This is a genomic window from Arthrobacter sp. 10N44_2 (genome assembly GCF_056394385.1).
In genome coordinates, this window is sequence record NZ_JBFTHT010000005.1 from 164240 (window position 1) to 188389 (window position 24150).

Annotated in this window: 15 protein-coding genes and 1 tRNA gene; 13 read left to right on the forward strand and 3 right to left on the reverse strand. The window is 68.6% G+C overall.

Going from position 1 to position 24150, the window contains the following annotated elements:
* The first annotated feature begins 139 nt into the window (after positions 1-139).
* Entirely contained in the window at positions 140-1639 is a 1500-nt protein-coding gene (locus tag AC1DBX_RS08175) for an NAD-dependent succinate-semialdehyde dehydrogenase (RefSeq protein WP_223914141.1), read from the forward strand.
* A gap of 9 nt (positions 1640-1648) precedes the next feature.
* Here the strand turns inward: AC1DBX_RS08175 and AC1DBX_RS08180 are convergent, their stop codons facing one another.
* The 3 genes from AC1DBX_RS08180 to AC1DBX_RS08190 are packed head-to-tail and all read right to left on the reverse strand — an operon-like array spanning position 1649 to position 6890.
* Positions 1649-4192 carry a transglutaminase TgpA family protein gene (locus AC1DBX_RS08180; RefSeq protein WP_476931505.1) on the reverse strand — a complete coding sequence of 848 codons (2544 nt, stop codon included), beginning with the start codon at positions 4190-4192 and terminating at the stop codon, positions 1649-1651.
* On the reverse strand, positions 4189-5718 hold the full coding sequence (locus AC1DBX_RS08185; protein WP_476872712.1) for a DUF58 domain-containing protein: 1530 nt from the start codon (positions 5716-5718) through the stop codon (positions 4189-4191). Before AC1DBX_RS08185 ends, AC1DBX_RS08180 begins: the two co-directional genes overlap by 4 nt.
* A gap of 14 nt (positions 5719-5732) precedes the next feature.
* On the reverse strand, positions 5733-6890 hold the full coding sequence (locus AC1DBX_RS08190) for an AAA family ATPase (protein WP_476931506.1): 1158 nt from the start codon (positions 6888-6890) through the stop codon (positions 5733-5735).
* Between the two features lie 177 nt (positions 6891-7067).
* On the opposite strand from AC1DBX_RS08190, the gene AC1DBX_RS08195 reads away from it, so the two are divergent.
* From AC1DBX_RS08195 to AC1DBX_RS08250, 12 genes are all read left to right on the forward strand, one after another.
* Positions 7068-7955 (forward strand): TatD family hydrolase, encoded by an 888-nt coding sequence (locus tag AC1DBX_RS08195; protein ID WP_476931507.1) that lies wholly within the window; start codon positions 7068-7070, stop codon positions 7953-7955.
* Between the two features lie 304 nt (positions 7956-8259).
* Positions 8260-9405 carry a ubiquitin-like domain-containing protein gene (locus AC1DBX_RS08200; protein ID WP_476849065.1) on the forward strand — a complete coding sequence of 382 codons (1146 nt, stop codon included), beginning with the start codon at positions 8260-8262 and terminating at the stop codon, positions 9403-9405.
* A gap of 217 nt (positions 9406-9622) precedes the next feature.
* Complete coding sequence (rsmA, locus tag AC1DBX_RS08205) at positions 9623-10462, forward strand: 16S rRNA (adenine(1518)-N(6)/adenine(1519)-N(6))-dimethyltransferase RsmA (RefSeq protein ID WP_476871292.1); 840 nt, start codon at positions 9623-9625, stop codon at positions 10460-10462.
* A gap of 81 nt (positions 10463-10543) precedes the next feature.
* Complete coding sequence (locus tag AC1DBX_RS08210; protein WP_028276492.1) at positions 10544-11506, forward strand: 4-(cytidine 5'-diphospho)-2-C-methyl-D-erythritol kinase; 963 nt, start codon at positions 10544-10546, stop codon at positions 11504-11506.
* Between the two features lie 72 nt (positions 11507-11578).
* Positions 11579-13408, forward strand: coding sequence for an ABC-F family ATP-binding cassette domain-containing protein (locus AC1DBX_RS08215; protein WP_028276491.1), 1830 nt, complete (start codon positions 11579-11581; stop codon positions 13406-13408).
* Between the two features lie 745 nt (positions 13409-14153).
* Positions 14154-14225: transfer RNA gene (locus AC1DBX_RS08220), tRNA-Gln, on the forward strand.
* A gap of 43 nt (positions 14226-14268) precedes the next feature.
* On the forward strand, positions 14269-15795 hold the full coding sequence (gene glmU, locus AC1DBX_RS08225; RefSeq protein ID WP_476931508.1) for a bifunctional UDP-N-acetylglucosamine diphosphorylase/glucosamine-1-phosphate N-acetyltransferase GlmU: 1527 nt from the start codon (positions 14269-14271) through the stop codon (positions 15793-15795).
* A 5-nt stretch (positions 15796-15800) separates the two neighbouring features.
* Positions 15801-16781, forward strand: a complete 981-nt coding sequence (locus tag AC1DBX_RS08230) for a ribose-phosphate diphosphokinase (RefSeq protein ID WP_018774662.1) — start codon at positions 15801-15803, stop codon at positions 16779-16781.
* Between the two features lie 277 nt (positions 16782-17058).
* Positions 17059-17658 carry a 50S ribosomal protein L25/general stress protein Ctc gene (locus AC1DBX_RS08235; protein WP_028276489.1) on the forward strand — a complete coding sequence of 200 codons (600 nt, stop codon included), beginning with the start codon at positions 17059-17061 and terminating at the stop codon, positions 17656-17658.
* 193 nt (positions 17659-17851) lie between these two features.
* Positions 17852-18439 (forward strand): aminoacyl-tRNA hydrolase, encoded by a 588-nt coding sequence (pth, locus tag AC1DBX_RS08240; protein ID WP_026537746.1) that lies wholly within the window; start codon positions 17852-17854, stop codon positions 18437-18439.
* Positions 18440-18678: 239 nt separating this feature from the next.
* Positions 18679-21423, forward strand: a complete 2745-nt coding sequence (locus AC1DBX_RS08245) for a helix-turn-helix transcriptional regulator (RefSeq protein ID WP_476849061.1) — start codon at positions 18679-18681, stop codon at positions 21421-21423.
* On the forward strand, positions 21401-24139 hold the full coding sequence (locus AC1DBX_RS08250) for a LuxR C-terminal-related transcriptional regulator (RefSeq protein ID WP_476931509.1): 2739 nt from the start codon (positions 21401-21403) through the stop codon (positions 24137-24139). The genes AC1DBX_RS08245 and AC1DBX_RS08250 overlap by 23 nt, the downstream gene beginning before the upstream one ends.
* Positions 24140-24150 lie beyond the last annotated feature (11 nt).

A 24150-nucleotide genomic window follows, 5' to 3' on the forward strand; every position in this document is an offset into this window, starting at 1 on the left:
TTGCCAGTGAGCGCGGCAGTAGCGTGGCAGTAATCCAGACGCCCGTGCCTGCCTGTGGGAACGAGCGCCTACAACGAAAACCCATGCAAAAAACTTGTGCCCACACTAGTTCAACCGAATTGCTGACGAGGGAGTCATTGTGACTGTAACTGCCCAGCCTATTGTTTCCGCGGACCGGGAGAGCGCCCTGCTGGCGTCCGTTCCGACGGGTCTGCTGATCAACGGCGAATGGCGTCCGGCCGTGTCCGGGAAGACCTTCGACGTCGAGGATCCCGCGACCGGGAAGGTCCTGCTCAGCATTGCCGACGCCGGTCCCGAAGACGGCAAGGCGGCCCTGGACGCGGCCGCTGCCGCGCAGGAGTCCTGGGCCAAGGTCCCTGCCCGGGAACGCGGCGAGATCCTGCGCCGCGCCTTCGAGCTGGTAACCGAACGGGCCGAGGACTTCGCGCTCCTGATGACCCTGGAGATGGGCAAACCGCTGGCCGAGGCCCGCGGCGAGGTCACCTACGGCGCCGAGTTCCTGCGCTGGTTCTCGGAAGAGGCCGTCCGCGCGTTCGGCCGCTACTCGGTCTCCCCGGACGGCAAGTCCCGGCTGCTGGTGACCAAGAAGCCCGTGGGCCCGTGCCTTTTGATCACGCCGTGGAACTTCCCGCTGGCGATGGCCACCCGCAAGATCGCCCCCGCGGTCGCGGCCGGCTGCACGATGGTGCTCAAGTCCGCGAACCTGACCCCACTGACCTCCCAGCTGTTCGCGGCCGTGATGGTCGAGGCCGGCCTGCCCGCCGGTGTCCTGAACGTCATCCCGACCTCCACGGCCGGCGCCACCACGGGCCCGCTGATCAAGGATCAGCGCCTGCGCAAGCTGTCCTTCACCGGTTCCACCGAGGTCGGCCGCCGGCTGCTCGCGGACGCGTCCGAGACGGTGCTGCGGACCTCGATGGAACTCGGCGGGAACGCCCCGTTCGTCGTCTTCGGGGACGCCGACATCGACGCCGCCGTCGCCGGGGCGATGCTGGCGAAGCTGCGGAACATGGGCGAGGCCTGCACCGCGGCGAACCGGTTCATCGTGCACGAGTCCGTCGCGGCCGAGTTCGCGGAGAAGTTCGCCGCGAAGATGGCGGATATGACCACCGCCCGCGGCACCGAGGCCGAGTCCAAGGTCGGCCCGCTGATCGATGCCAAGAGCCGGGACAAGGTCCACGAACTCGTCACCGACGCCGTGAACTCCGGTGCTGTCGCCGTGACCGGCGGCTCCGCCGTCGAAGGCCCGGGCTACTTCTACAAACCCACGATCCTCACCGGCGTGAGCGAGGGCAGCCGGATCCTGTCCGAGGAAATCTTCGGACCCGTCGCCCCGATCATCACCTTTGACACCGAGGACGAGGCCGTCCGGCTCGCGAACAACACCGAGTACGGGCTGGTGGCCTATGTCTTCACCCGGGACCTGAACCGGGGCATCCGGATGGGCGAACGGCTCGAGACCGGCATGCTGGGCCTCAACGCCGGCGTGGTCTCCAACGCTGCCGCCCCGTTCGGCGGCGTCAAGCAGTCCGGTCTGGGCCGTGAAGGCGGCCTCGAGGGCATCGAGGAATACCTCTACACGCAGTACATCGGCATCGCCGACCCCTACGCCGGCTAGCCACGCCAGCTACCCGCGGCGCACCCGGCGGACGGAGTTGCGGATCTTTCCCCAGGATCCCGCGAACCCCCGCCGGGTGCGTCGTGCTGTCCGGGAGTATTGTGCTGTCCGGGAGAGGAATCCGCGGGGCAGCCGGAGGGCCCGTCGCCAGCCGGACATGACCGACGGCGGGAGCCAGGCCGCGCGCAGCCGGACCAGGAAGCCGGCGTTGGCGCGCAGCGAGGCCTGCACCAGGGCGATCCTGGCCGCGGCGGAGTCGGCCGGATCCGCGGAGCCTGCGGTCCGCGCCGGACCGGCCACGCCGCCCGGGCGGCCGTACTGCTCACGTTCGAAGTCCTCGGTCAGGGCCGCCGCGGCCCGCTGGCCGGGCCCGTCCGCACCGCCGGGTTCCCCCAAAACCGTCGAGGCGCGCAACCGCTCGGCGAAATGCCGCGGCGTTTCGCTCGCTCCGGGCGCCACCCCGTAGTCCGTGGCCAGATCCCGCAGTTCCGCCCAGCCCGGCAGCGCCGTCCCGGCCGTGACGCCGGGATAGCCGCGGGCCGCCGTCCTCAGCCTGCGGCGCCGCACGCCGCTGCGCACCAGCCGCGGGGAGGCCACCAGCAGCGCCAGCAGCAGCACCGCGGCAACGCCGTACAGCGCCTGTGCCGCCTGCGCGCCGCTGGGCGCCGGCGTGCCCGCTCCGGGAAGCGGGACCGTGCCGGGGACCGGGAACGGTGCCTGGGTGGAACCGTCACCGGGGGTCAGGGCGTCGTTGCGGTCGTTGGTGCTGGCACCGCTGCGTGCGGCGGCATCCGTGGCGTACGCCGGAACGACGCCGCGGGACGGTGTCGGCTCAAACGCGACCCAGCCGATGCCCTGGAAATAGAGCTCCGGCCAGGCGTGGGCGTCCCGGGCATCGACCTCGAACTCCGGAAGCGGGCCCTGGCCCGAGACCGCCACCGTGGCCCCCGTGGGGCGCCCCGGCGCGTAGCCCACGGCGATCCTGCTCGGAATGCCCTCCAGCCTGGCCATCACGGCCATGGCGGAGGCGAAATGAATGCAGTAGCCGCTCTTCTGGGTCAGGAAGTCCGCCAGCACGGACAGGCCGTTGCCGTCGTAGCCGCCCTGCACGGGGGACTGCAGCGAGTAGCTGAACTCGGCGGAGCGCAGATACCTCTGGATGGCCATGGCCCGCGAATACGGCGAGTTGGCACCCGCCGTCACAGTTTTAGCCGTGCTGCGCACAACCTCCGGAACATTCGACGGTTCCCGGAGGAACAGCTCGGGGACACCGGTCACCGGCCCGGAAGCGCCCGCCAGCAGCGCTGCCGTGAGCTGCGGAGTGACGGACGAGACCACATATTGCTGGCCGCGGGAATTTGTGTCCACACCCTTGATGCTCAGCGTGGCGGGGTCCCAGCTCCAGCGCCCTGAGAGTCCGTTGACAGCTTCCGGCGCGTACGGTGCGGGCAGGTACGGGCTCGTGTACTGGCCGGTGTTGACGGCCGTAATTACGCGTAGCTCGGCCGGGGCGGTCTCATGCCCGGCCTCGAGCCGGCCGGTTCCCGGCTGCCGGCTCGACTCCCGGTCATCGGGTGACCAGGAATCGCCGTCAAAGGTGTCCACGGTCACCGAGCGCAGGTACGGCGTCGTCGGCGCGTTCGTGGCGAAGGTGATCCGGCCCTCGCCGGAGGGGCTGCGCAGGCTGTTGCCCAGGCTGATCATCGGATTGAGGCCGGTGGCGCCGCCGAACGGGTTCAGCCGCGAGCCCTGCGGGAACGTGCCCTGGTCGAAACCCGGGATGACCAGCTGCAGCACCAGCGTGAGGGTCAGCGCCGCGACGGCCGTGACCGTGCCGCGCCGGAGCTGCCCGGGGTTGCGGGCGGTGTCGGCCAGGGTGCGGGTATCCGGCGTGTACCAATGGCTGCAGCCGAGGATCAACAGGTACCCGACTACGGCGCCCACGAACCCCAGCACTCCCACGCTTTGCGGCTTGACCATGGCCGGCACCACGAGGATTGCCAGGATCCCGAGCCCGCTCGTGGCCGGCAGCGCCAGCGGGAACGCCAGGGCATCGATGAGGATCACGAGCAGCCCGAGGACCGCGCAGATCAGCATGACGATTCCGGCGTTGGGGGCCACTGGGGTGCTCTCGGCCAGAACCGTTTCGCTGGCCCGCCGGAGGAACTTTCCCAGGTAGTTCATGGTCTCCGGGGAGGGGATGAACCCGGCAACGCTGTGCTGCCGGAAGAAGATGAAGGTCACGGCCACGATCAGCGCCACCAGGCCGCCGGCGGTCACCAGCCAGGGCCGGGCACGCAGGGACCGGAGCACCGCGAGGGAGAACGCAACGGAGAGCACGGTACTGAACACCGGGGAGTACCAGGCCCAGCCACGCAGGACGCCGTTGAATCCGAGGGCCGCGCCCGCGACGGCTACCGCGACGGCGGTCGCCATCACCCAGGGCCGGGCGCCGGGTCCGTCCGGCCGGGACGCCGCACCGGGGGAGAGGGCCGTCGGTTCTTCTCCGCCGGCCGTGCCGGTGCCTTGGCTGCGTTGCGGGGCGAGCGTCATGGCCGGCCCCCCACGCCGCGGCGGACGTCGGCCCCGGCGGACATCCCCGGGTCTGCCTGGTCGAAGGCTGCCCAGGCGTCAGGCAGCGAGCTCTGGGCGGACACCGCCAGGGCCCGCCATCCGCCCAGCCGCAGCGCCTCCAGCACCTCGGGCACTTCGCCGGAGTCCTGTGCCCGGTCCGTGACCAGCAGCGCGAAGGCGTTCGCGCCGAACCCGGCGGCCGGGGACAGCGCCCGGGCCTCGGCCGGGGTCAGGCTGCCCAGGACCGCCAGGACAGGTCCGCGCAGCCGGTGGGCGGAAAGTTTGTCCATCAGGGTGTCGTCGAAGGCGTGCGGGGCATTCCCGGTGCCCGCCCCGGCCCCGGAGCGGAATCCCCCCGGCGCGGAAGATCCGGTGCTGGTTCCCGCCGCGGCCTTCTGCGGGCGGGGCCCCGTGCGGTCACGGTGCGGGTGGTTGTGGTGGTGGGTGTGGTGCGGGCCGGAAAGCTCGATGGCAGCCAGGCTTTCGGCGATGGACTGCAGCCCGGCCGTTCCGGTGTATTCCTCGGCTTCCGGGTCGGGAGCGGACGGCGAATGCCGGAAGGCCGGCTCGCCCGCGCTGTCCAGGAACCGCAGCGAGTAGTTGCGTTCCGCGAGGTGCGCCCCGATCGACATCGCCGCCGTGACAGCCCACTCGAAGGCATCAGAGGTCAGCAGGTCGTGGCCGTCCCCCTCCCCGCCGCCCGGATGGCCGCCGGAGGAATGGGCACTGTGGCCGAACACCCCGTGGGGGTAGGCGGAGAGCCGCTGGTCCAGGATGATGGTCGCCTCGGGGGTCGTGACGGATTCCTCCTGCCGCACCATGAGGGACCCGTGGCGGGCGGTCGCGGCCCAGTGCACCCGGCGCAGCGGATCCCCGTGGCGGTATTCGCGGGTCATGACGTCGTCGTCGCTGGGATTGGCCCGGGCCCGCGTGGGTGTGACACCGTCGTGTCCGCGCGCACCGGCGAGCCCCGTCTCCGGCAGCTCGATGGCGGCGGGCGTCACGGTGAGGAGGTCGCCGTCGTCAATCGCGTGGCGGTGGAAGGAGAGCCCGAAGGGATCGCTGAATTCCGCCGTGACGGGCCCGATCAGGAACTGGCCGCGCCTGGCCGAGCGGAGGTGGTACTCATAGCGGCTGGTGCCGCCGGCTGCCGCACGGGCCGGGAACCGGAAGACGGGCGATTCGCCGAACCGGGCCGGCAAGTGTTCCTCCATGACCGCGTGGCCTGTGCCCGCCCCGGTCCGCGCGACGGCCAGCCGCACCGTGGCACGGGCGGAGGTTTCAACCGGCGACGGGCTGAATTCGCGGTAGACCCGGAACCTCGGCTTCAGGACCCGGGTTCCGGCCAGGGCGAGCGCCGGCAGCACCAGCAGCAGGACGGCCAGGGCCAGCAGGTCCCGGCGCCCCATGATCTGCGCGGCCAGCAGCGACACCGCACCGGCGCCGAGCAGGCCCCAGCCGCGGCTACTGAAGAAGTGCCCGGGGAACCGATCCCTTAACGCCACGGCGGAGCCATTCCCTAGCGCGGATTGGGCAGGTTGGGCGGCGGCGCGGCTGCCATGGCCGAGGCCTTCTTCCGGCCAGGGCGGCCGGTTCCGTTGGGTGAGGCCGTCACGTCCGGGGTGACGGGTATCTTGGCGATGATGGCCCGGATGACGCTTTGCGGCGTCTCACCCGCGCTGGCCGCCTTGCGGTCGAGGATGATCCGGTGGGCGAGCACCGCTTCGGCGACGCTGACGACGTCGTCCGGCAGCACAAAGTCCCGGCCCTCCAGCGCGGCGGTGGCCTTCGCCGCACGCAGGAGCTGCAGCATGGACCGCGGGCTGGCGCCGAGCCGGAGAAGCCCGCTTTCCCGCGTGGCCCGGCCCAGGGCCACGGTGTACTCCTTGATCGACCGGGACACGTACACCTGCTGCACCGTGGCAATCATGGCGGCCACTTCCGCCGCGGTGACCACTGCCGTCACACGCGCCAGCGGAGAGGAGGCCTGGTGGGTTTCGAGCATCTCCATCTCGGACTCACGGTCCGGGTAGCCCATGGAAATCCGGGCCATGAAGCGGTCCCGCTGCGCTTCCGGCAGCGGATACGTGCCCTCCATCTCAATGGGGTTCTGCGTCGCCACCACCATGAAGGGCTCATCCAGCCGGTAGGACGTGCCGTCCACCGTGACCTGGTGCTCCTCCATGCACTCCAGCAGGGCTGACTGGGTCTTGGCCGAGGCGCGGTTGATTTCGTCCCCGATGACGATGTTGGCGAACACCGCGCCGTGCCGGAACTCGAAGGTCCGGGTCGCCTGGTTGTAGATGGACACGCCCGTGACGTCGGACGGGAGCAGGTCCGGGGTGAACTGGATCCGGCTGACGGAACAGTCGATGGTGCGGCCCAGCGTCTTCGCCAGGAGCGTCTTGCCCACCCCTGGGACGTCTTCGAGGAGCAGGTGGCCCTGGGCGAGGAGGACCGTGAGCGCCAGTTTGGCCGCTTCGGCCTTGCCGTCGATGACCGTATTGATCGCCGTCAGGATCCGGGTGCTGGCTGAGTGGAAGGCGTCGGCTTCCATGGCCGGCAGTTCATGCCGCGGGGGCCGGTGTCCGGCTACGCTTGGATCCAAGGAAGCGCGGCCCGGGAGGCTCTGTCCTTGGGGGAGGATGTCGTCTACGGAAGTGCGGTGGTAATCCATCGGCAGCCTTTCAGCCCTGGTGGGTCCCGGATCTGACCGCCCGCGGCGGCCGGGCCCCGCAGTGGCATTCACCTGTTTCCTAACGGGGAAATTACAGAGTATTAACAGACTACTAACACAACTGCCGGCCCTGACAGAGAGTTCCGGGGAAATCTGGCCTCCGGTTAGGGTGGATGAATGCTCAGTCCCCTCACTCCCGTCCCCTTCCGGTCGCCTGGACACGACGGTACCGGACGCAGCGGGTATCCGCCCGCACCTGAACCGCTTCCCGTGCCGGTCATGGACAACCACACGCATTTGGATTTTCCCGACGCGGAGCTTGAGGTGGGCATCAAGGACGCCCTCGATGCCGCCGCCGCCGTGGGCGTGCAAGGCGCCGTGCAGGTGGGCTGCGACCTCGAATCGTCCAGGTTTACGGTCAACGCGGTCGACCTCGATTCACGGCTCCTGGGCGCTGTTGCCCTCCACCCCAACGACGCCCCCGGCTACGCCCGGCGCGGCGGCCTGGAGGAGGCCCTGGCCGAGATCGAGGAGCTCGCCGCCCATCCGAGGATCCGGGCGATCGGGGAGACCGGCCTGGACTTCTTCCGGACCGAGGGCGAGGGCCTGGTCCACCAGCGCTATTCGTTCCGCCGCCATATCGACATCGCCAAACGGCTCGGACTGACGCTGCAAATCCACGACCGCGACGCCCACGACGACGTCGTCCAGGTCCTGCGCGAAGAGGGGGCACCGGAGCGGGTGGTCTTCCACTGTTTCTCAGGCGGCGAGGCGCTCGCCCGGACCTGCAACGCGGAGGGCTGGTACATGTCCTTTGCCGGAACTGTGACATTCAAGAACGCGACGGACCTGCGGGAAGCGCTGGCTATCGCTGAGCCGAGCCGGATCCTGGTCGAGACCGACGCACCCTTCCTCACCCCGCACCCGCATCGCGGCCGGGCGAACGCGAGCTACATGGTTCCGTACACGGTGCGGGCCATGGCCGATGTGACTGGGTCGGAGCTTTCCGGGCTGTGTGCGCAGATCGCCGCAAATACGGTGCGGGCATACGGATCCTGGGACTGAACCGCCCTCATCCAGCCTCCCGGGGTAGATACGGGGTATGCACAAATTCTTGGTTCCTTTATAACGCTTCGATTACAGTGGTCAACTATTAGCCGGGGTCGGGGAAGGCCTACGGATAATTTCACTCCAGCAGGGCGTGCATTGTGGCCAACGAACCACATGCGCGCTCTCGTTTTGGGTGAGGCAGTGCACGCATGTTCCGTGACGCTCCGGACGCTGTCCGGAGCCGCCGTTGGCGCGCTCGCGGGGGATGGCCACGTGCACTTTTCCCCGTGCCCGGAAGGTCCAAGAGATTCGGGCAATTGTGGTCAAGTTCTTCACATCGGACGGCAAGTTCAGCTTCGTCAAGGTTGGCACGCAGCTCGTGGTGCTGGTGGCACTGGTGCTGGGCCTCGTGGCCTTCGTCGGCAATAACAAGACGATCACACTCAACGTGGATGGCAAAGTCAGCTCCGTCCAGACCTTCGGCGGAACCGTCGGGGAAGTCGTCAAGAGCGCCAAGGTTGAACTGCAGCCATCTGACAGGGTGTCGCCTTCGGCGGACGCCCACGTGCAGGACGGGTCAGTCATCAACGTCAACCTCGCCAAGGCCGTCAAGGTCAGCCTGGACGGCGCCGAACGGACCATTTCCACCACCGCACCCACCGTCGAAGGTCTCGTGACCGAACTCGGCGTGGCCAGCGCCTCGCAGGTCTCCGTGCCCAAGGACGCCCAGCTCGCTGTCTCCGGCTCCTTCGTCTCCATCTCGACGCCGAAAAAGGTGAGCCTCGTTGCGGACGGCAAGGCGGCAGCGACCACCACGACGGCGGCCACGGTCGCCAAAGTGCTCGAGGACGCCGGGCTTTCGCTTGGGGCCAGCGACCGCGTCTCCCAGCCCGGGAACGCCCCGGTGGTCAATGACATGGTGATCAAGGTCTCCCGCGTCGACGTCAGCAAGACCGCCAACACCACCGAGCCCGTCGCCTTCGAAACGCTCACCACCGAGAGTGCTGACATGTTCAAGGGTGAGAAGAAGGTCACCCAGGCCGGCGTCGCCGGCACCACCAGCAAGAACTTCAAGCTGGTCCTCGTGGATGGCCGCGAAGCCTCCCGGACCCTGGTGTCCGAGACTGTCAGCGTCCAGCCCGTCACCGAAAAGGTCACTGTCGGCACCAAGGAAAAGCCCAAGCCCGCCGCCAACACCGGTGCGGCCGCCCCCGCCATGATGAACCAGGGCATGTGGGACAAGATCGCCCAGTGCGAATCCGGCGGCAACTGGTCCACCAACACCGGCAACGGCTACTACGGAGGCCTGCAGTTCGACGTCGGCACCTGGCTCAGCTCGGGCGGCGGCGCCTACGCCCCGAACGCCGCGGCCGCCACCAAGGCCCAGCAGATCGCCGTCGCCAACCGGGTCTACGCCCAGCGCGGACTGCAGCCCTGGGGTTGCGGCTGGGCCGCCTCCAGCTAGCAGGCCAGGCCGGCGGCTGACTGCCCGCCACTGAACGCCCGCAACTAAACGCCCGACTCCCGCGGCTGCCGACCACAGCCAGGGGAGAGCACAGGCCGGGTCCGGATTCCCTCCGGACCCGGCCTGCGGCGTACCGGCGCCGGGATAGGATACCTAGGTGACTGAACCGAGCCCCTCCGCCCCCGAAAGCCTGCCCGGAGCGGCGCCCGCACCGCTGATGGGTGCCTCCGATATCCGCCGGCTGGCAGAGGAAATCGGCGTGCGGCCCACGAAGACCCTCGGGCAGAACTTCGTGATCGACGGCAACACCATCCGGCGGATCGTGAACGCCGCCGACATCCGGGCCGATGAGATCGTCCTGGAAGTCGGCCCCGGACTCGGGTCACTGACCCTTGGCCTGCTGGACGCCGCCCGCAGCGTGGTCGCCGTCGAAATCGATCCGGTCCTTGCCGGGCGCCTGCCGGCCACTGTCGCCGCGTGGCGACCGCACGCCGTCGGGAACTTCCACCTCGTGCTGGCCGACGCCATGCGGGTCACCGAACTTCCCGTCGAGCCGACCGCCCTCGTCGCGAATCTTCCCTACAACGTGGCCGTTCCCGTGGTGCTGCACCTCCTGCAGCACTTCCCGAGCCTGCAGCACGGCCTGGTCATGGTCCAGGATGAAGTCGCCGACCGGCTCGCGGCCGGGCCCGGCTCCAAGACCTACGGCGTTCCATCCGTCAAAGCCGCCTGGTACAGCAGCATGCGCAAGGCCGGCGTGATCGGCATGAACGTCTTCTGGCCAGCGCCCAAGATCCATTCCGGGCTCGTCGCCTTCACGCGCCGGGAGCCCCCCGTCACGACCGCCACCAGGGAGCAGGTCTTCGCCGTGATCGACGCCGCCTTCGCGCAGCGCCGCAAGACGCTCAGGGCCGCGCTGGCCGGCTGGGCCGGCAGCGCCGCGGAGGCCGAACGCTGCCTGCGGGCCGCCGGCGTCGACCCCACCGCGCGCGGCGAAGTGATCGACATCGCGGCGTTCGCCAGAATCGCCGAAGCCCAAGGACAACCGGACTCCTGAGCTCCTTGTGAGCTCTGCATGGGCGCCTCCAAGGGCTGTTGCGTGCTTGGAGCCCGGGCCGCGATGCCATAGCGTGGAGCCATGAACGCAGTGAGAGGGCGCTTTGCCGCGAGGACCGTCCGGGTGAAAGCTCCAGGCAAGGTTAACGTCTCACTGGATGTCGGACCGCTGCGGCCGGACGGCTACCACTCCGTGGCCAGCGTCTACCTGGCTGTCTCGCTCTACGAAGAAATTGCCGCCACCAGCACCGATACCGGCGAGATCACCGTCAGCATCAGCGATGCGAGCACCGTGGACCTCGACGGGGTGGACATTCCGCTCGATCACCGCAACCTGGCCTACAAAGCCGCCGCCATCATGGCCGACGTCTCGGAACACTCCACGGGTGTCCACCTGGAGATCACCAAACGGGTGCCCGTGGCTGGCGGCATGGGCGGCGGATCAGCCGACGCCGCCGCCACCCTGCTGGCCTGCGACGCGTTGTGGAACAGTGGACTGTCCCGCGATGAGCTGGCCCACCTGGCCGCCGAGCTCGGCGCCGATGTTCCCTTCGCGCTGCTGGGCGGCACCGCCGTCGGACTGGGCCTCGGCGATGACCTCTCGCCGGCCCTGGTCAAGGCCCAGACGGACTGGGTCCTGGTCAGCGCGGACTTCGGCCTGCCCACCCCTGAGGTCTACCGCACCCTGGACCGCCTGCGCGCGGCCGAGGGCCTGGCGGTGGACGAACCCGACGCAGTGGATCCCGGCGTGCTCACGGCTCTGCGCAGCGGCGATGCCGACGCCCTGAGCCGCGTGCTGGTCAACGACCTCCAGCGCGCCTCGATCGAACTGGCCCCGGGCCTGCGCGAGACCCTGGGCCGCGGCGAGGCCTGCGGCGCGATCGCAGGCATCGTCTCCGGCTCCGGACCCACCGTCGCGTTCCTCGCGCACAGCCCCGCCGCGGCCGCCGGGCTCGCCGAAGAGCTGCGGCACCACAGCCTCGACGCCATGGCGGTGCACGGGCCGGTGCACGGGGCCCGCATCATCTCCGATACGCTCCTTTAGGAGCTTTTGACGCATCGCATCCGATGACTTCACAGCTTCACTTCACCGATACACCTAAGAAAGCAGTTCCCAGTGGCACACCTGCTCGGCGGCGAGAACCTCACGGTCTCGTATGCAACCCGTACCGTCCTCGATGGCATTACCCTCGGCCTTGAAGAGGGCGACCGGATTGGCATGGTGGGCCGCAACGGTGACGGCAAGTCAACCCTGATGCGGTTGCTGGCCATGCGCTCCACCCCGGACTCCGGCCGGGTGACCAAGCGCAGCGAGGTCAACATCGGCTACCTGGACCAGAGCGACGTGCTCGACGGCGACCTCACCGTCGGCGCCGCGATCGTGGGGGACCAGGCCGACTACGAGTGGGCCCGCAATCCCCAGATCCGCGAAGTCATGGGCGGGCTGGTGTCCGACGTCGACTGGCACGCCAACGTCCACGCGCTCTCCGGCGGGCAGAAGCGGCGTGTGGCGCTGGCCAAGCTGCTGATCGAGGACCACGACGTCATCATGCTCGACGAGCCCACCAACCACCTCGACGTCGAAGGCGTCGCCTGGCTGTCCCGGCACCTGAAGACCCGCTGGCGGGCCAACCAGGGAGCCTTCCTGGTAGTCACCCACGACCGCTGGTTCCTCGATGAAGTCTGTACCAAGACCTGGGAAATCCACGACGGCATCATGGACCCGTTCGACGGCGGCTATGCCGCCTACGTCCTGGCCCGCGCCGAGCGCGACCGGTCCGCTTCCGTGATGGAAAGCAAGCGCCAGCAGCTCGTGAAGAAGGAACTCGCCTGGCTCCGGCGCGGTGCCCCGGCCCGCACCGCCAAGCCCAAGTTCCGGATCGAGGCAGCCAACGCCCTGATCGCGGACGTCCCCGAGCCGCGCGACTCGACGGCGCTGAGCAAGATGGCCACCGCCCGGCTGGGCAAGGATGTCCTGGACCTCGAGCACGTCTCGCTGGACTTCCTCGGCGGCGAGCCCGGGCAGAAGCTCTTCGACAACATCACGCTGCGCCTCGCCCCCGGGGAGCGGCTGGGCCTCGTGGGCGTCAACGGCGCCGGCAAGACCACCCTGCTCAAACTCCTCAACGGTGAGATCCAGCCCAGCTCCGGGAAGGTCAAGCGCGGCAAGACGGTGGTCACCGCGGTCCTGACCCAGGAGGTCAAGGAACTCGACGACGTCTCCGACCTGCGCGTGATCGAAGTGATCGAGCGGGAAAAGCGCTCCTTCAACGTCGGCGGCAAGGAATTCACCGCCGGCCAGCTCGTGGAGCAGCTGGGCTTCACCAACGAGAAGCAGTGGACCCCGGTCAAGGACCTCTCCGGTGGCGAACGCCGGCGGCTGCAGCTCCTGCGCCTGCTCGTGGGGGAGCCGAACGTGCTGATGCTTGACGAGCCGACCAACGACCTCGACACCGACACCCTCGCCGCCGTCGAAGATGTGCTCGACGGCTGGCCGGGCACGCTCGTCGTCGTCAGCCACGACCGCTACCTGCTCGAGCGCGTCACGGACCACCAGATGGCGCTCCTTGGCGATGGCAAGATCCGTGCCCTGCCGCGCGGCGTGGACCAGTACCTCGAACTGCGGGAAGGGGCCCTGGCCGGCTCCACGATCACAGGCGGCGGCAACCCCGTCACCTCCGCGGGCGGTGGATCCGCTCCCGCCGCCAGCGGCCCTTCTGAGGCCGAAAAGCGCGACGCCCGCAAGGCCAAGAACCGGATCGACCGCCAGCTGGGCAAACTCAAGCAGCAGGAAGACAAGATCCACGCCCAGATGACCGCCGGGGCCGGGGACGCCAGCAAGTTCGACCAGCTCGCCGGGCTTAACGCGAAACTCCAGGAACTGGCCGGGGAACGCGAAGCCCTTGAACTCGAATGGCTCGAGGCCCTGGAAGTGCTGGGGGAGTAGCCTCCTGCCCTTCCCGGGACATGCCCAGCGTGAGCACCCACCGCTGGACATGTCCCTCGCAGCCCTCAAAACCCACGGGACATGTCCCTTGGAGGGCTCAAATCCCGCCGGGCATGTCCCTCGGCGCGGGCCAGCACTGGACATGTCCCTTGGAGGGCTCAATTCCCGCCGGGCATGTCCCACGGAGCGGGCCAGGGATGGGCATATTGGCGTTATGTCCATTGTCCGGGACCAACACTGGGCATATCCCGCATAGGGACCGAGGTCTCTGCGCACGCCCGGGAACGCACGTCCCGCGGAGTGCGTGAATCCTGCGGCACATGTCACTTGGCGCGGGCCAGCACTGGACATGTCCCTTGGAGGGCTCAAATCCCGCAGGGCATGTCCCTTGGAGGGCTCAATTCCCGCAGGGCATGTCCCTTGGAGGGCTCAATTCCCGCCGGGCATGTCCCTCGGCGCGGGCCGAGCACTGGACATATTGGCATCATGTCCATTGCTCGGGACCAACACTGGGCTCATCCCGCGTAGGGGCCGAGGTCTCTGCGCGCCCAAATAGGCACGTTCCGCGGAGCTCGTGAATCCCGCGGCACATGTCCCGCCGCGCGGACCAAGAATGGGCATGTCCCGTGGCGACGGCTGCACCGCCCACCCGCGCCTGCCCGCTCCTTCCGCGGCGCTGAGTCGCACGAGCATCAACCTTCGTGGCAGAATTGATTCTCGTGCCACAGGTCAAGCCTGGGCACGGTCCGCTCTGGTGTAATGGCAGCACCCCGGCCTTTGGAGCCGTGGAGTATAGGTTCGAGTCCTATGGGCGGAACTTGGCGAGACACACCGCGCAACCAAGCAAGGAGAGCCAATACGTGAGCCCCGAGAATACTGGCCCGGCCGCCGTGATCGTCCTAGCTGCAGGGGCCGGTACCCGGATGAAATCCCGTACCCCCAAAATTCTCCATGAGATCGGCGGCCGCTCGCTGGTCGGCCACGCGCTCCAGGCGGCCCGCAGTATCAGCCCCCGCGAGCTGGCCCTGGTGGTCCGGCATGAACGCGACCTCGTGGCCGCCCACGTCTCCGCCCTCGATCCGAAAGCCCTGATTGTGGACCAGGACGATGTGCCCGGCACCGGCCGCGCGGTCGAGGCGGCACTGGAAGCGCTCGACACCCTCGACCCCCAAGGCCCGCTGGGCGGAACGGTCGTGGTCACGTACGGCGACGTCCCGCTGCTCACCGGTGGCCTGCTCGGCGAGCTCGTCGCCGCCCACGAGGCCGAGGGCAACTCCGTCACCGTCCTCACCGCCGTGCTCGAGGACGCCACCGGCTACGGTCGCATCCTCCGCGCAGAAGACGGAACCGTCACGGGAATCCGCGAACACAAGGACGCCACCAGCGCCGAACGCGAAATCCGTGAGGTTAACTCCGGCATCTACGCCTTCGACGCCGCCGTCCTGCGCGACGCGCTGGTCCACGTCACCACGGACAACGCCCAGGGCGAAAAGTACCTCACCGATGTCCTGGCCCTGGCCCGCACCGCGGGCGGCCGCGTCGCCGCCGTCGTCACCGATGACCGCTGGCAGGTGGAGGGCGCCAACGACCGCGTCCAGCTCTCGGCGCTCGGCGCTGAACTCAACCGCCGCACCCTCGAAGCCTGGATGCGCGCCGGCGTGACCGTCGTGGATCCCGCCACGACGTGGATCGACGCCACGGTGACGCTCGACGAGGACGTCCGGCTCCTGCCCAACACCCAGCTGCACGGCAGCACCACGGTGGCGCGCGACGCCGTCGTCGGCCCGGACACCACGTTGACCGACGTCACGGTGGGGGAGGGCGCCACGGTGATCCGCACCCATGGCTCCGGCTCCACGATCGGGGCGCGCGCCAGCGTCGGCCCCTTCACCTACCTGCGCCCGGGCACCGTCCTGGGCGAGACCGGCAAGATCGGCGCGTTCTACGAAACCAAGAACGTCACGATCGGCCGCGGCTCGAAGCTGTCCCATCTCGGCTACGCCGGGGACGCGGAGATCGGCGAGGACACCAACATCGGCTGCGGCAACATCACGGCCAACTACGACGGCGAGAAGAAGCACCGTACGGTGATCGGCTCGGGTGTGCGCACCGGTTCGAACACCGTGTTCGTGGCCCCCGTGCGCGTGGGCGACGGCGCCTACAGCGGCGCCGGGGCGATCATCCGCAAGGACGTCCCGGCCGGCGCCCTCGCCGTCACCCTGGCCAAGCAGCGGAACTCGGACGGCTGGGTTGCGGCCAACCGCCCCGGTTCCGTTTCCGCCGGCCTGGCCGAGTCCGCCCTGGCCGAATCCGCTGCCGCGGTGGATTCCGCCGCGGGCGCCGCCCCAACATCCTCCACTACTCCGGCACCGACAGAAGAGGGCTAGCAATCATGAGCGAAATTACGGCACACGGCGAGAAGAAGCTGGTGCTGGCCGCGGGGCGCGCGCACCCTGAGCTGGCGAAGGAGATCGCGAAGGAGCTCGGCACCGAGCTGCTGCCCCTGGACGCCTACGACTTCGCCAACGGCGAGATCTACGTGCGGGCCGGCGAGAGCGTCCGAGGCACCGACGCCTTCGTGATCCAGGCCCACCCGGCCCCGTTGAACAACTGGCTCATGGAACAGCTGATCATGATCGATTCGCTCAAGCGGGCCTCCGCCAAGCGCATCACTGTGGTGTCCCCGTTCTACCCCTACGCCCGGCAGGACAAGAAGGGCCGTGGCCGCGAGCCGATCTCGGCACGCCTCGTCGCCGATCTGTACAAGACCGCCGGCGCCGACCGCATTATGAGTGTGGACCTGCACACTTCCCAGATCCAGGGCTTCTTCGATGGCCCCGTGGACCACCTGATGGCCATTCCGCTCCTGGCCGACTACATCCGCACCCGGGTCGGCTCGGACAAGGTCACGGTCGTCTCGCCGGACACCGGCCGCGTCCGCGTGGCCGAGCAGTGGGCCGAGCGCCTCGGCGGCGCGCCGCTGGCGTTCGTGCACAAGAGCCGTGACCTCACCGTGCCCAACCAGGCCGTCTCCAAGACGGTCGTGGGCCAGATTGAAGGCCGCACCTGCGTCCTGATCGACGACATGATCGATACCGGCGGAACCATCTCCGGCGCCGTCCAGGTGCTCAAGAACGCCGGCGCCAAGGATGTCATCATCGCGGCGACCCATGCCGTGTTCTCCGATCCGGCGGCCCGCCGGCTCTCCGAGTCCGGCGCCCGCGAAGTGGTGGTCACCAACACTCTGCCGATCACCGCGGACAAGCGGTTCCCGCAGCTGACCGTGCTCTCCATCGCGCCGCTGATCGCCCGCGCCATCCGTGAAGTGTTCGACGACGGCTCCGTCACCAGCCTGTTCGACGGCCAGGCCTAAGCCGGCCGGCGGAGGGCCCGGTTTCAGAAACCGGTCCCTCCGCTGGTAGCCTTGTACCGAAACCTTGGCGAGGGAGAGCGCCGGCATTCCGTATTGAATTCCTTATTGACGGGAAATTAATCGGAACCCGGACTGCTGGTCTCCGTAATCGACTGGGTCTGAATCTCCTTCTGAAGGGCAGCCGCACGGCAGCCCGGCGTTGAAGGTCGTAAACAGACCTCCGCCCTTGCTGAACACCGTTTAGTCCCACAGCTTGAAATCCCACGAGGAGATATCCATGTCTGAGCAGAAGCTCGCAGCAGAAGTCCGCACCGAATTCGGCAAGGGCTTCGCCCGCCGCGCCCGCATGGCCAACCTGATCCCGGCTGTCATCTACGGCCACGGTGCCGAGCCGATCCACATCACCCTGCCGGCGAAGGCCACCACCCTGGCCGTCCGCACCGCCAACGCCCTGCTGACCCTGGACATCGACGGCGAGCAGCACCTGGCCCTCGTCAAGGACATCCAGCGCAACCCGATCAAGCAGATCATCGAGCACCTCGACCTGCTGACCGTCCGCACCGGCGAGAAGGTCACCGTTGACGTGCCCGTTCACCTCAGCGGCGAGCTGGCTCCGGGCAACGTCCACAACCTGGAAATGACGGTCGTTTCCGTCGAGGCCGAGGCAACCCACCTGCCGACCGCCATCGAGGTCAGCATCGAAGGCCGTAGCGCCGGCGAGCACATCCACGCTTCCGACCTTGTCCTGCCGAAGGGTTCCACCCTGCTGGCCGACCCCGAAGCGCTCGTCGTCAACATCTCCGAGGCCACCGAAAACGTCGAAGAGGGCGAAGAGGGCGAAGCAGCCGCACCGTCGGCCGAAGCAGCAGCCGAGTAATTCCGTTGAATTTTACGGCGGCCGGGTCCCTCAGGGGCCCGGCCGCCGTCGTCTCTGATGCCGTATCCCGCGCCGTACGCGCCCCGTAGCCGGCTGCCTGCCCCGACCCACCTGGCCCGACCCACTTGACCCGTCCCACCTGACCCGCCCCACTGGCCGCGCCCCCGGCTGCGTCCCACCGAAGGACTGACCCATGACCGACACCTGGCTGATCGTAGGCCTTGGCAACCCCGGATCCGAGTACAGCCACAACCGGCACAACGTCGGCCAGATGGTCCTGGACGAACTCGCCTCGCGCGTCGGCGGTGGCTTCAAATCGCACAAATCGCGTGCCCAGGTCCTCGAAGGGCGCCTGGGCATCGGCGGACCCCGGATCGTGCTGGCCAAGCCGCTGTCATACATGAACGTCTCCGGCGGCCCGGTGTCTGCCCTGGCCCAGTTCTACGGCATCGATCCGGCCCATGTCATTGCCGTCCATGACGAGATCGACATCCCCTTCGACACCGTGCGGCTCAAGATCGGCGGCGGCGAAGGCGGCCACAACGGACTGCGCGACATCTCCAAGGCCCTGGCCACCAAGGACTACCTGCGCGTGCGGGTGGGCGTCGGGCGTCCGCCCGGACGGATGGAGACCGCGGACTTTGTCCTGCGTGACTTTTCCGCGCCGGAGAAAAAGGAACTGCCCTTCCTCATCGACTCAGCTGCCGACGCCGTCGAAGTCCTGGTCCGGGACGGCCTCACCGCCGCCCAACAAAAGTTCCACCCCGCCAAGGCGACGTAGCCCCTCCCGGACGTAAACGCAGGCAAAACAGCACGCAGCCGAAACGCCCCGACCGCGGGCCGGCCCGGGCCCGCGGCGGGCGGCCGGCGACTAAGTTGCATGCGGATTGCGTGTTTCCTTTCCAAGCTTTCCGCATTCCAGCTATGATCTGTCTACTCTCACGTCGGGGGATAGGGATACGCTACTTCTAAGTGGGCAGTCCGGGGTTGCTGTCTGCAAAGCGGTACGAAGGAAACTACATGTCGAGGGATTCGCTGGGCTGGGGGAATGTTTCCACTACATTGGCACCCGCCGAAGAAGAACATGCTGCCGGCCAGGTCGCGAGACACGGCTGGTCCGGTTTGGCGCGGAACGCTGATGCCGAGCGTGTCCGCCAGGAACTGCTTGCCCAGGACCGGATGGGCGTCGTCATCACCGGCGACCGCGGCGTGGGCAAAACGCTTGTCGGCCGGACCGCCCTCGCGGGCTTCGGCCCCGAGGTGTACACCATCCAGCTCCGCAGTTCAGGGCCGGGGTCGGCAACGCCGTACGGCTGCCTCGCCTTCACCCTTGCGCGGCTCCCGCAGAGTTCCCTGGGCTCGCCGACCGCCATCCTGCACGGCATTACCTCGCTGATCCGCGACGACGCCGCCGGGCGCCAGTGCGTGATCCTGCTCGACAACGCCGGCGCCCTCGATGAACTCAGCACCGGGGTCCTGCTCAACCTGCTCCAGACCCGGACCGCCCGGTTGATCGCAACGGCCCAGCGCACCACTGACCTTCCGCCCGATTTCTACTGGCTCATCACTTCCGGCCAGCTCGCCGAGGTCCGGCTCGCCAACCTGACCGAGCTCGAGACGCTGGAGGTCCTGCAGTCAGCTTTGGGCCATCGGGTCTCGACCGCCCTGGCAAGCCAGCTGCACCAGCTGGTCGGCGGCAGCCCCACGCTCCTGCAGGCCGTCGTCTCCGAACAAATCGAACGCGGAAACCTTGTCCTGTCCGGATCCGTGTGGACACTGCTCGATGAGGTTGTGCTGGATGGCCGCACGGCGCTGGAGGATATTGTCCGGGCCAGGTATGCCAGGGAAACACCCGAGGCCCGGGAGGTCATCGACGTCCTCTCCTGCGCTCGGACCCTGCCCCTGTCCCGGCTCGCCAGGATGTACAGCCCCGGTGTCATCGCCGACATGGAAGAGGCCGGCCAGATCGTGGTCGACCGCGCGGACCGGCACCTCGTCACGCTGGGCGACCGCTACCTCGGCGACATTGTCCGCAACTGGCTCAGCGTGGAGCGCCGGCTGGAGCTCCGGGACAAGGTCCCCGGGCACCAGGAACATGAACTGGACGAGCTGACAGTCGAAGACCTGCTGGCCTACGCGGCGTGGACCCACGACTGCCACGCCCAGCTGGCCCCCGCGCACGCCGTGGCGGCTGCCAGTGCCGCCGTCAAGCTCTTCGACCCGAAATTTGCCCTCAAATGCGCCGGCAGCCTCTCTCCCTCGGACCCTGAATGGGCCGAAGGGCAGCTCCAGAAATCGGCTGCCTACCTCCAGCTCGGCCTGCCGCTGCAGGCCATGTCCGCGCTGGACGACGTCTCCGAACGGCAGGTCAACGGCCTTGCGGCCGAGAACTTTGCCGAATTCATCGCGGCGAAGGCTGACTGCATGGCGTGGCTGGACGACCGCTCCGGCCAGGTCCCCGAACTGCTTGGGCAGGCCAGGGTACGGCTCCAGGACCTGAGCCTGGACGAGCCGTCCCCCGCCCCTGCGGCGCTTGCCCGGGCGGGGCTCTGCCTGGATCTGTGCGAGTTCAACTATTTCTCTTTCATCGGGGATTTCGAGCCCATGATGCAGCGGCTTACCACCGCGGCCACCACGGACGTGCCCGGCGCCGATCCCGTGCACCGGCTCAGGTCGGCCATCATCCTGATGGAGGCCTGGTCCATGACCGGCCACGAACTCGACGCCCGCAAACTCATGCGGGAAATCGGCGGACAGCTGGGCGAGTGGTCCAACGTGCCGCGCATCCGGGAAAACTTCGCCTGGCGCTCTTTCAACGTGCTGCTCCTCTCGGGCCTGTGGCGCCAAGCCATCGACATGCTCAAGGACGCGAGCGGCCGGGCCGGGCACGGGCTGCATTCCGGCAGCGCCGCAACGGACCTCGCCGTCGGACTCGCCTATGTCTATGCCGGCCGCGGGTACATGGCTCTGGATCCGTTGCTGGCCGCGATCGCCCAGCTGGAGGTGCGGGCGAGCCTGCAGTCCCTGCGCCAGGCCTACGCCGCTACTGCGTTTGCCTACGCCCAGACCGGCAACTCGGTCCAGGCCACGATCTACCTGGACCGGGCCCGCTCGGCTGACGGCCCGGCCCGCTTCACGGTCGGCAGTTCCACCGAGTTCTGCATGGATATGGCGTCGCGGTGGCTCGGTGACCCGGAAGCCAAGGACCGGCTGATACGGACCGCGGAGGAGCATTTCCGGAAGGGCCGCTACACCCTGGCCGGCATCTGCATGCTCGGGGCCACCGTCAACGGCACCGTCAAGGATTTTCTTTTCATGGAGGAAATCGCCGGGCTGCGGCAGGGGCCGCTGGCCGAGCTGTCCCGGACGGTCGCCGTCGGCAGCCGGAAGAAGGACGCCGCGATCATGCTCGAAGCCGCCGGGCAGGCCGCGGGCCTCGAACTGGACGCCGTCCAGGCCCGGTGCGCCGCGCTCGCATTCGACTTCGCGAAGGGCGCCGGACTGACCGCCAGCGCCAACGCCGCCTACAGCATGCTGGAGAGCCTCTCGGAGTCCGTACCGGCGCTGCCCGTCATGCCGCGCAACAAGGGCCCGCTGCTGACAGACCGGGAGCGGCAAATCGCCACCCTGGCCGGGAACGGGGTCTCCAACAAGGACATCGCCCTGGAAGTGGGCATTTCCGTCAGGACCGTGGAGGGCCACTTGTACCAGGTGTTCACGAAGCTCGGCGTTTCTTCGCGAAGTGATCTGCTTGGACTCATCTAGGGGGCCGGCGGGAAACCCCGGCACGGCGCCGGCCCGCGCCTTGACCGGGAGGTCGGAAGATTTGATGTCGGCAGTGGAAGCCCTCCAGGGCGGCAGCCATGTGGCCGTGTTCGTCCTCGGCGACAGCGGGATGGGCAAATCAAGGCTCATCGATGCCGTCGTCGGGGAACTGGGCCCCGAGGTGACGCCGGTGCCGATCCACGGCAGCGCGTCGCTGACCAAGGTGCCCTACGGTGTCCTGGGTCCCTTCATCGTCGGACTGCCGGTCCAGGAAGCAACATCGCAGCTGGCCGTGCTGAGGACGCTGTGGGCGCATCTGGAAGAGCAAAAGCGGGCCACCCAGAAGCCCCTCCTGCTGGTCGTTGACGACGCACACGATCTCGACGAGGCGACGGCCGGAATCCTCGCGGAGCTGGCGGCGGCCGGCTGGGCGAAACTGCTTGTGGGCGCGGCGGCCCGGCCCGGACTGCCGGAACCGCTCCTGCAGCTCTGGTTTGAAGGCATCGCCGAGCGGCACGACCTGCGCCCGCTCACCCTCGCGCAGACCACAGAGATGCTGGAGGGCGAGCTCGGCTCGCAAGTGCTGCCAAACGTCGCCGAGATCCTCTGGGAGGCCTCCGGCGGCAACCCGATGCTCCTCAACGGGCTCCTGGACGACGCCAGGAACGACGGGACGCTGCTGCGGCGCAACGGTGTCTGGTTGTTCACCCGGCACCTGAACAGCCACGGTGACCGGCTGACCGACGTCGTGCGCCGCCAGTTGCTGCTGCGCTCGCCGGAAGAACGGCAGGCCCTGAACCTCGTGGCGCTGGCCGAACCCGTGTCCCGGGAACTGATCGAGTCGGTGGCCGGCGAAGAGGCCGTGGGATCACTGATCGACAGCGAACTGATCCGGGTCACGGACACCGGGACGGGTGAGCTGCGGCTGTGGCATACCGTGTACGGCGACACCTTGCGGAACCTGATTTCACCGGCCAGGAGCCTGCAGCTTCGGCAGAGCCTGCTGCGCAAGATGGACAGCGAGCCGACGTCTGCCGAGGGACTGCTGCGGCAAGTGAGCTGGTCGATCGAATGCGGCGCGGAGGTCGAGGACCGGCAGCTCCTGAGGGCGGCCGTGCTGGCGAGCCGGCTTTACGAGGACGAGCTCGCCCGCAAGGCTGCCGTCCTGGTCAAGGATCCGGAACTGCAGATGGCGGCCCGCGCCGTGATAGCACGGACCCGCTACAACGCCTCCGACTACATGGCGGCCCGGGACATCCTCGACGCCGATTTCGGGCAGGGAAACAGCATCCCCGGGCTCCTGGCCGGATCCCTCCTGTGGGCCGCAACGATGTCAGCGCTGGGCCACACACCGGCAGAGATCATCAAGCGGGCACAGGTGCTCCGACGCGCCGCCGAACGCCTCGCCGCGGCCCGGCCCGACGACGCCGAAGCCATTCACCGGGCCACGGAAGAGCGGCTGGAGATTCTGGAAGCCATGGTCCTGGCGCTGGCGGGCGAGTACGCGGCAGCCCCGGCCGCGGCGGCGTCCGGCGAGGACGCGGCTGCCGGCACCCCACACTCGAACACCCCACAGTCGAACACCCTCGTACAGGCGTTCCGGCTCTGCCTCGACGCGGAGCGGCTCCTTGCCGGCGGCAAGGGACTGAGCGCCCTCGCCGCGATGACCCGGGCCATAGAGGCCGCCGGGGCCGATCACGATGAGCTCTACTTCCTCACCGACTTCCTCGTCGTCCGATCCGCGGCCGCCGCAATCCACTCCGGCGACTGGCAGGGGGCGGAAAGCCTCCTGACCGGCTTCGTCGCCGGATCCGGGCCCAACCTGATTTCCTTCGGCGGGGGAGTGCACGCGGCGCACGGCATCATTCTGCTCTACCAGGGCAAGGCCGCCCAGGCTCTGAACACGCTAAGTGCCGCGCTCGAAGCGCTGCGGTTGACCGACCCCCAGCAGCTGTTCGCGCTCACGGCGGCCATGGCCTTCGCGGCAGCCGCCGAAGTCGGTGCCCAGACGAAGGCGGAGCTACTCCTCGCCGACTTCGAGGCAGCACCCGCGGCCCTGCCGCGGTACATGCGCTCACTGGCCGCGATGGCCGTGGTCTATGGAAAGGCCCGGCTCGGGAACTACCCGGGTGCCATCGCGGAACTGAAGCGGCTCGGCCGACCTTACCCGGACGTGGACACCGCCGGGCTCGAACTCGACGCGCTGGCCTTCTGCCTGGCCCTGGGGGACACGGACTCGGCGCCGAGGCTGCTCGAACTCCGGGCCGGGCTCGAGGGGCCAAGGCCCGCCGCGATCTGCGCCTACGCCGCAGCCATCAGCGCGGACAACGCCGCAGACCTCCTTGAGGCCGCGAAAGCCTGTGAAGCGGCGGAATTGTGGGCCTTTGCCGCCCTCGCCTACGACGCCGCGGCGCACGCCTACCGGGCCGCGGGCGACACCCTCAGGGAGCGCATGGCCAATTCCCAGCGGAAGCGGTGCCTGGACCGGGCCGATGACCTTCCCGGCGACGAAGCGGCCAAGAACGATGACTCGCTCGGCATACTGACCCGCCGCGAGCGCGACATTGTGGCGCTGGCGGTACGCGGCCTCACTGACCGGCAGATTGCCGCAGAGCTCCAGGTGTCCGTGCGCACGGTTGAAGGCCATCTCTACCGCAGCTACGCGAAGCTCAACGTCAAGGGCCGTGAGCAGCTTCCCGGTATCGGCGGGCACTAGCGGCAAGCAAG

What these genes read in the sequence shown, in the direction of transcription:
- AC1DBX_RS08180 (WP_476931505.1), bottom strand. Translation starts at nt 4,192, where the DNA reads ATGACGCTCGCCCCGCAACGCAGCCAAGGCACCGGCACGGCCGGCGGA.
- AC1DBX_RS08190 (WP_476931506.1), bottom strand. Translation starts at nt 6,890, where the DNA reads ATGGATTACCACCGCACTTCCGTAGACGACATCCTCCCCCAAGGACAG.
- AC1DBX_RS08195 (WP_476931507.1), top strand. Translation starts at nt 7,068, where the DNA reads ATGCTCAGTCCCCTCACTCCCGTCCCCTTCCGGTCGCCTGGACACGAC.
- rsmA (WP_476871292.1), top strand. Translation starts at nt 9,623, where the DNA reads ATGGGTGCCTCCGATATCCGCCGGCTGGCAGAGGAAATCGGCGTGCGG.
- AC1DBX_RS08210 (WP_028276492.1), top strand. Translation starts at nt 10,544, where the DNA reads ATGAACGCAGTGAGAGGGCGCTTTGCCGCGAGGACCGTCCGGGTGAAA.
- AC1DBX_RS08230 (WP_018774662.1), top strand. Translation starts at nt 15,801, where the DNA reads ATGAGCGAAATTACGGCACACGGCGAGAAGAAGCTGGTGCTGGCCGCG.
- AC1DBX_RS08235 (WP_028276489.1), top strand. Translation starts at nt 17,059, where the DNA reads ATGTCTGAGCAGAAGCTCGCAGCAGAAGTCCGCACCGAATTCGGCAAG.
- pth (WP_026537746.1), top strand. Translation starts at nt 17,852, where the DNA reads ATGACCGACACCTGGCTGATCGTAGGCCTTGGCAACCCCGGATCCGAG.
- AC1DBX_RS08245 (WP_476849061.1), top strand. Translation starts at nt 18,679, where the DNA reads ATGTCGAGGGATTCGCTGGGCTGGGGGAATGTTTCCACTACATTGGCA.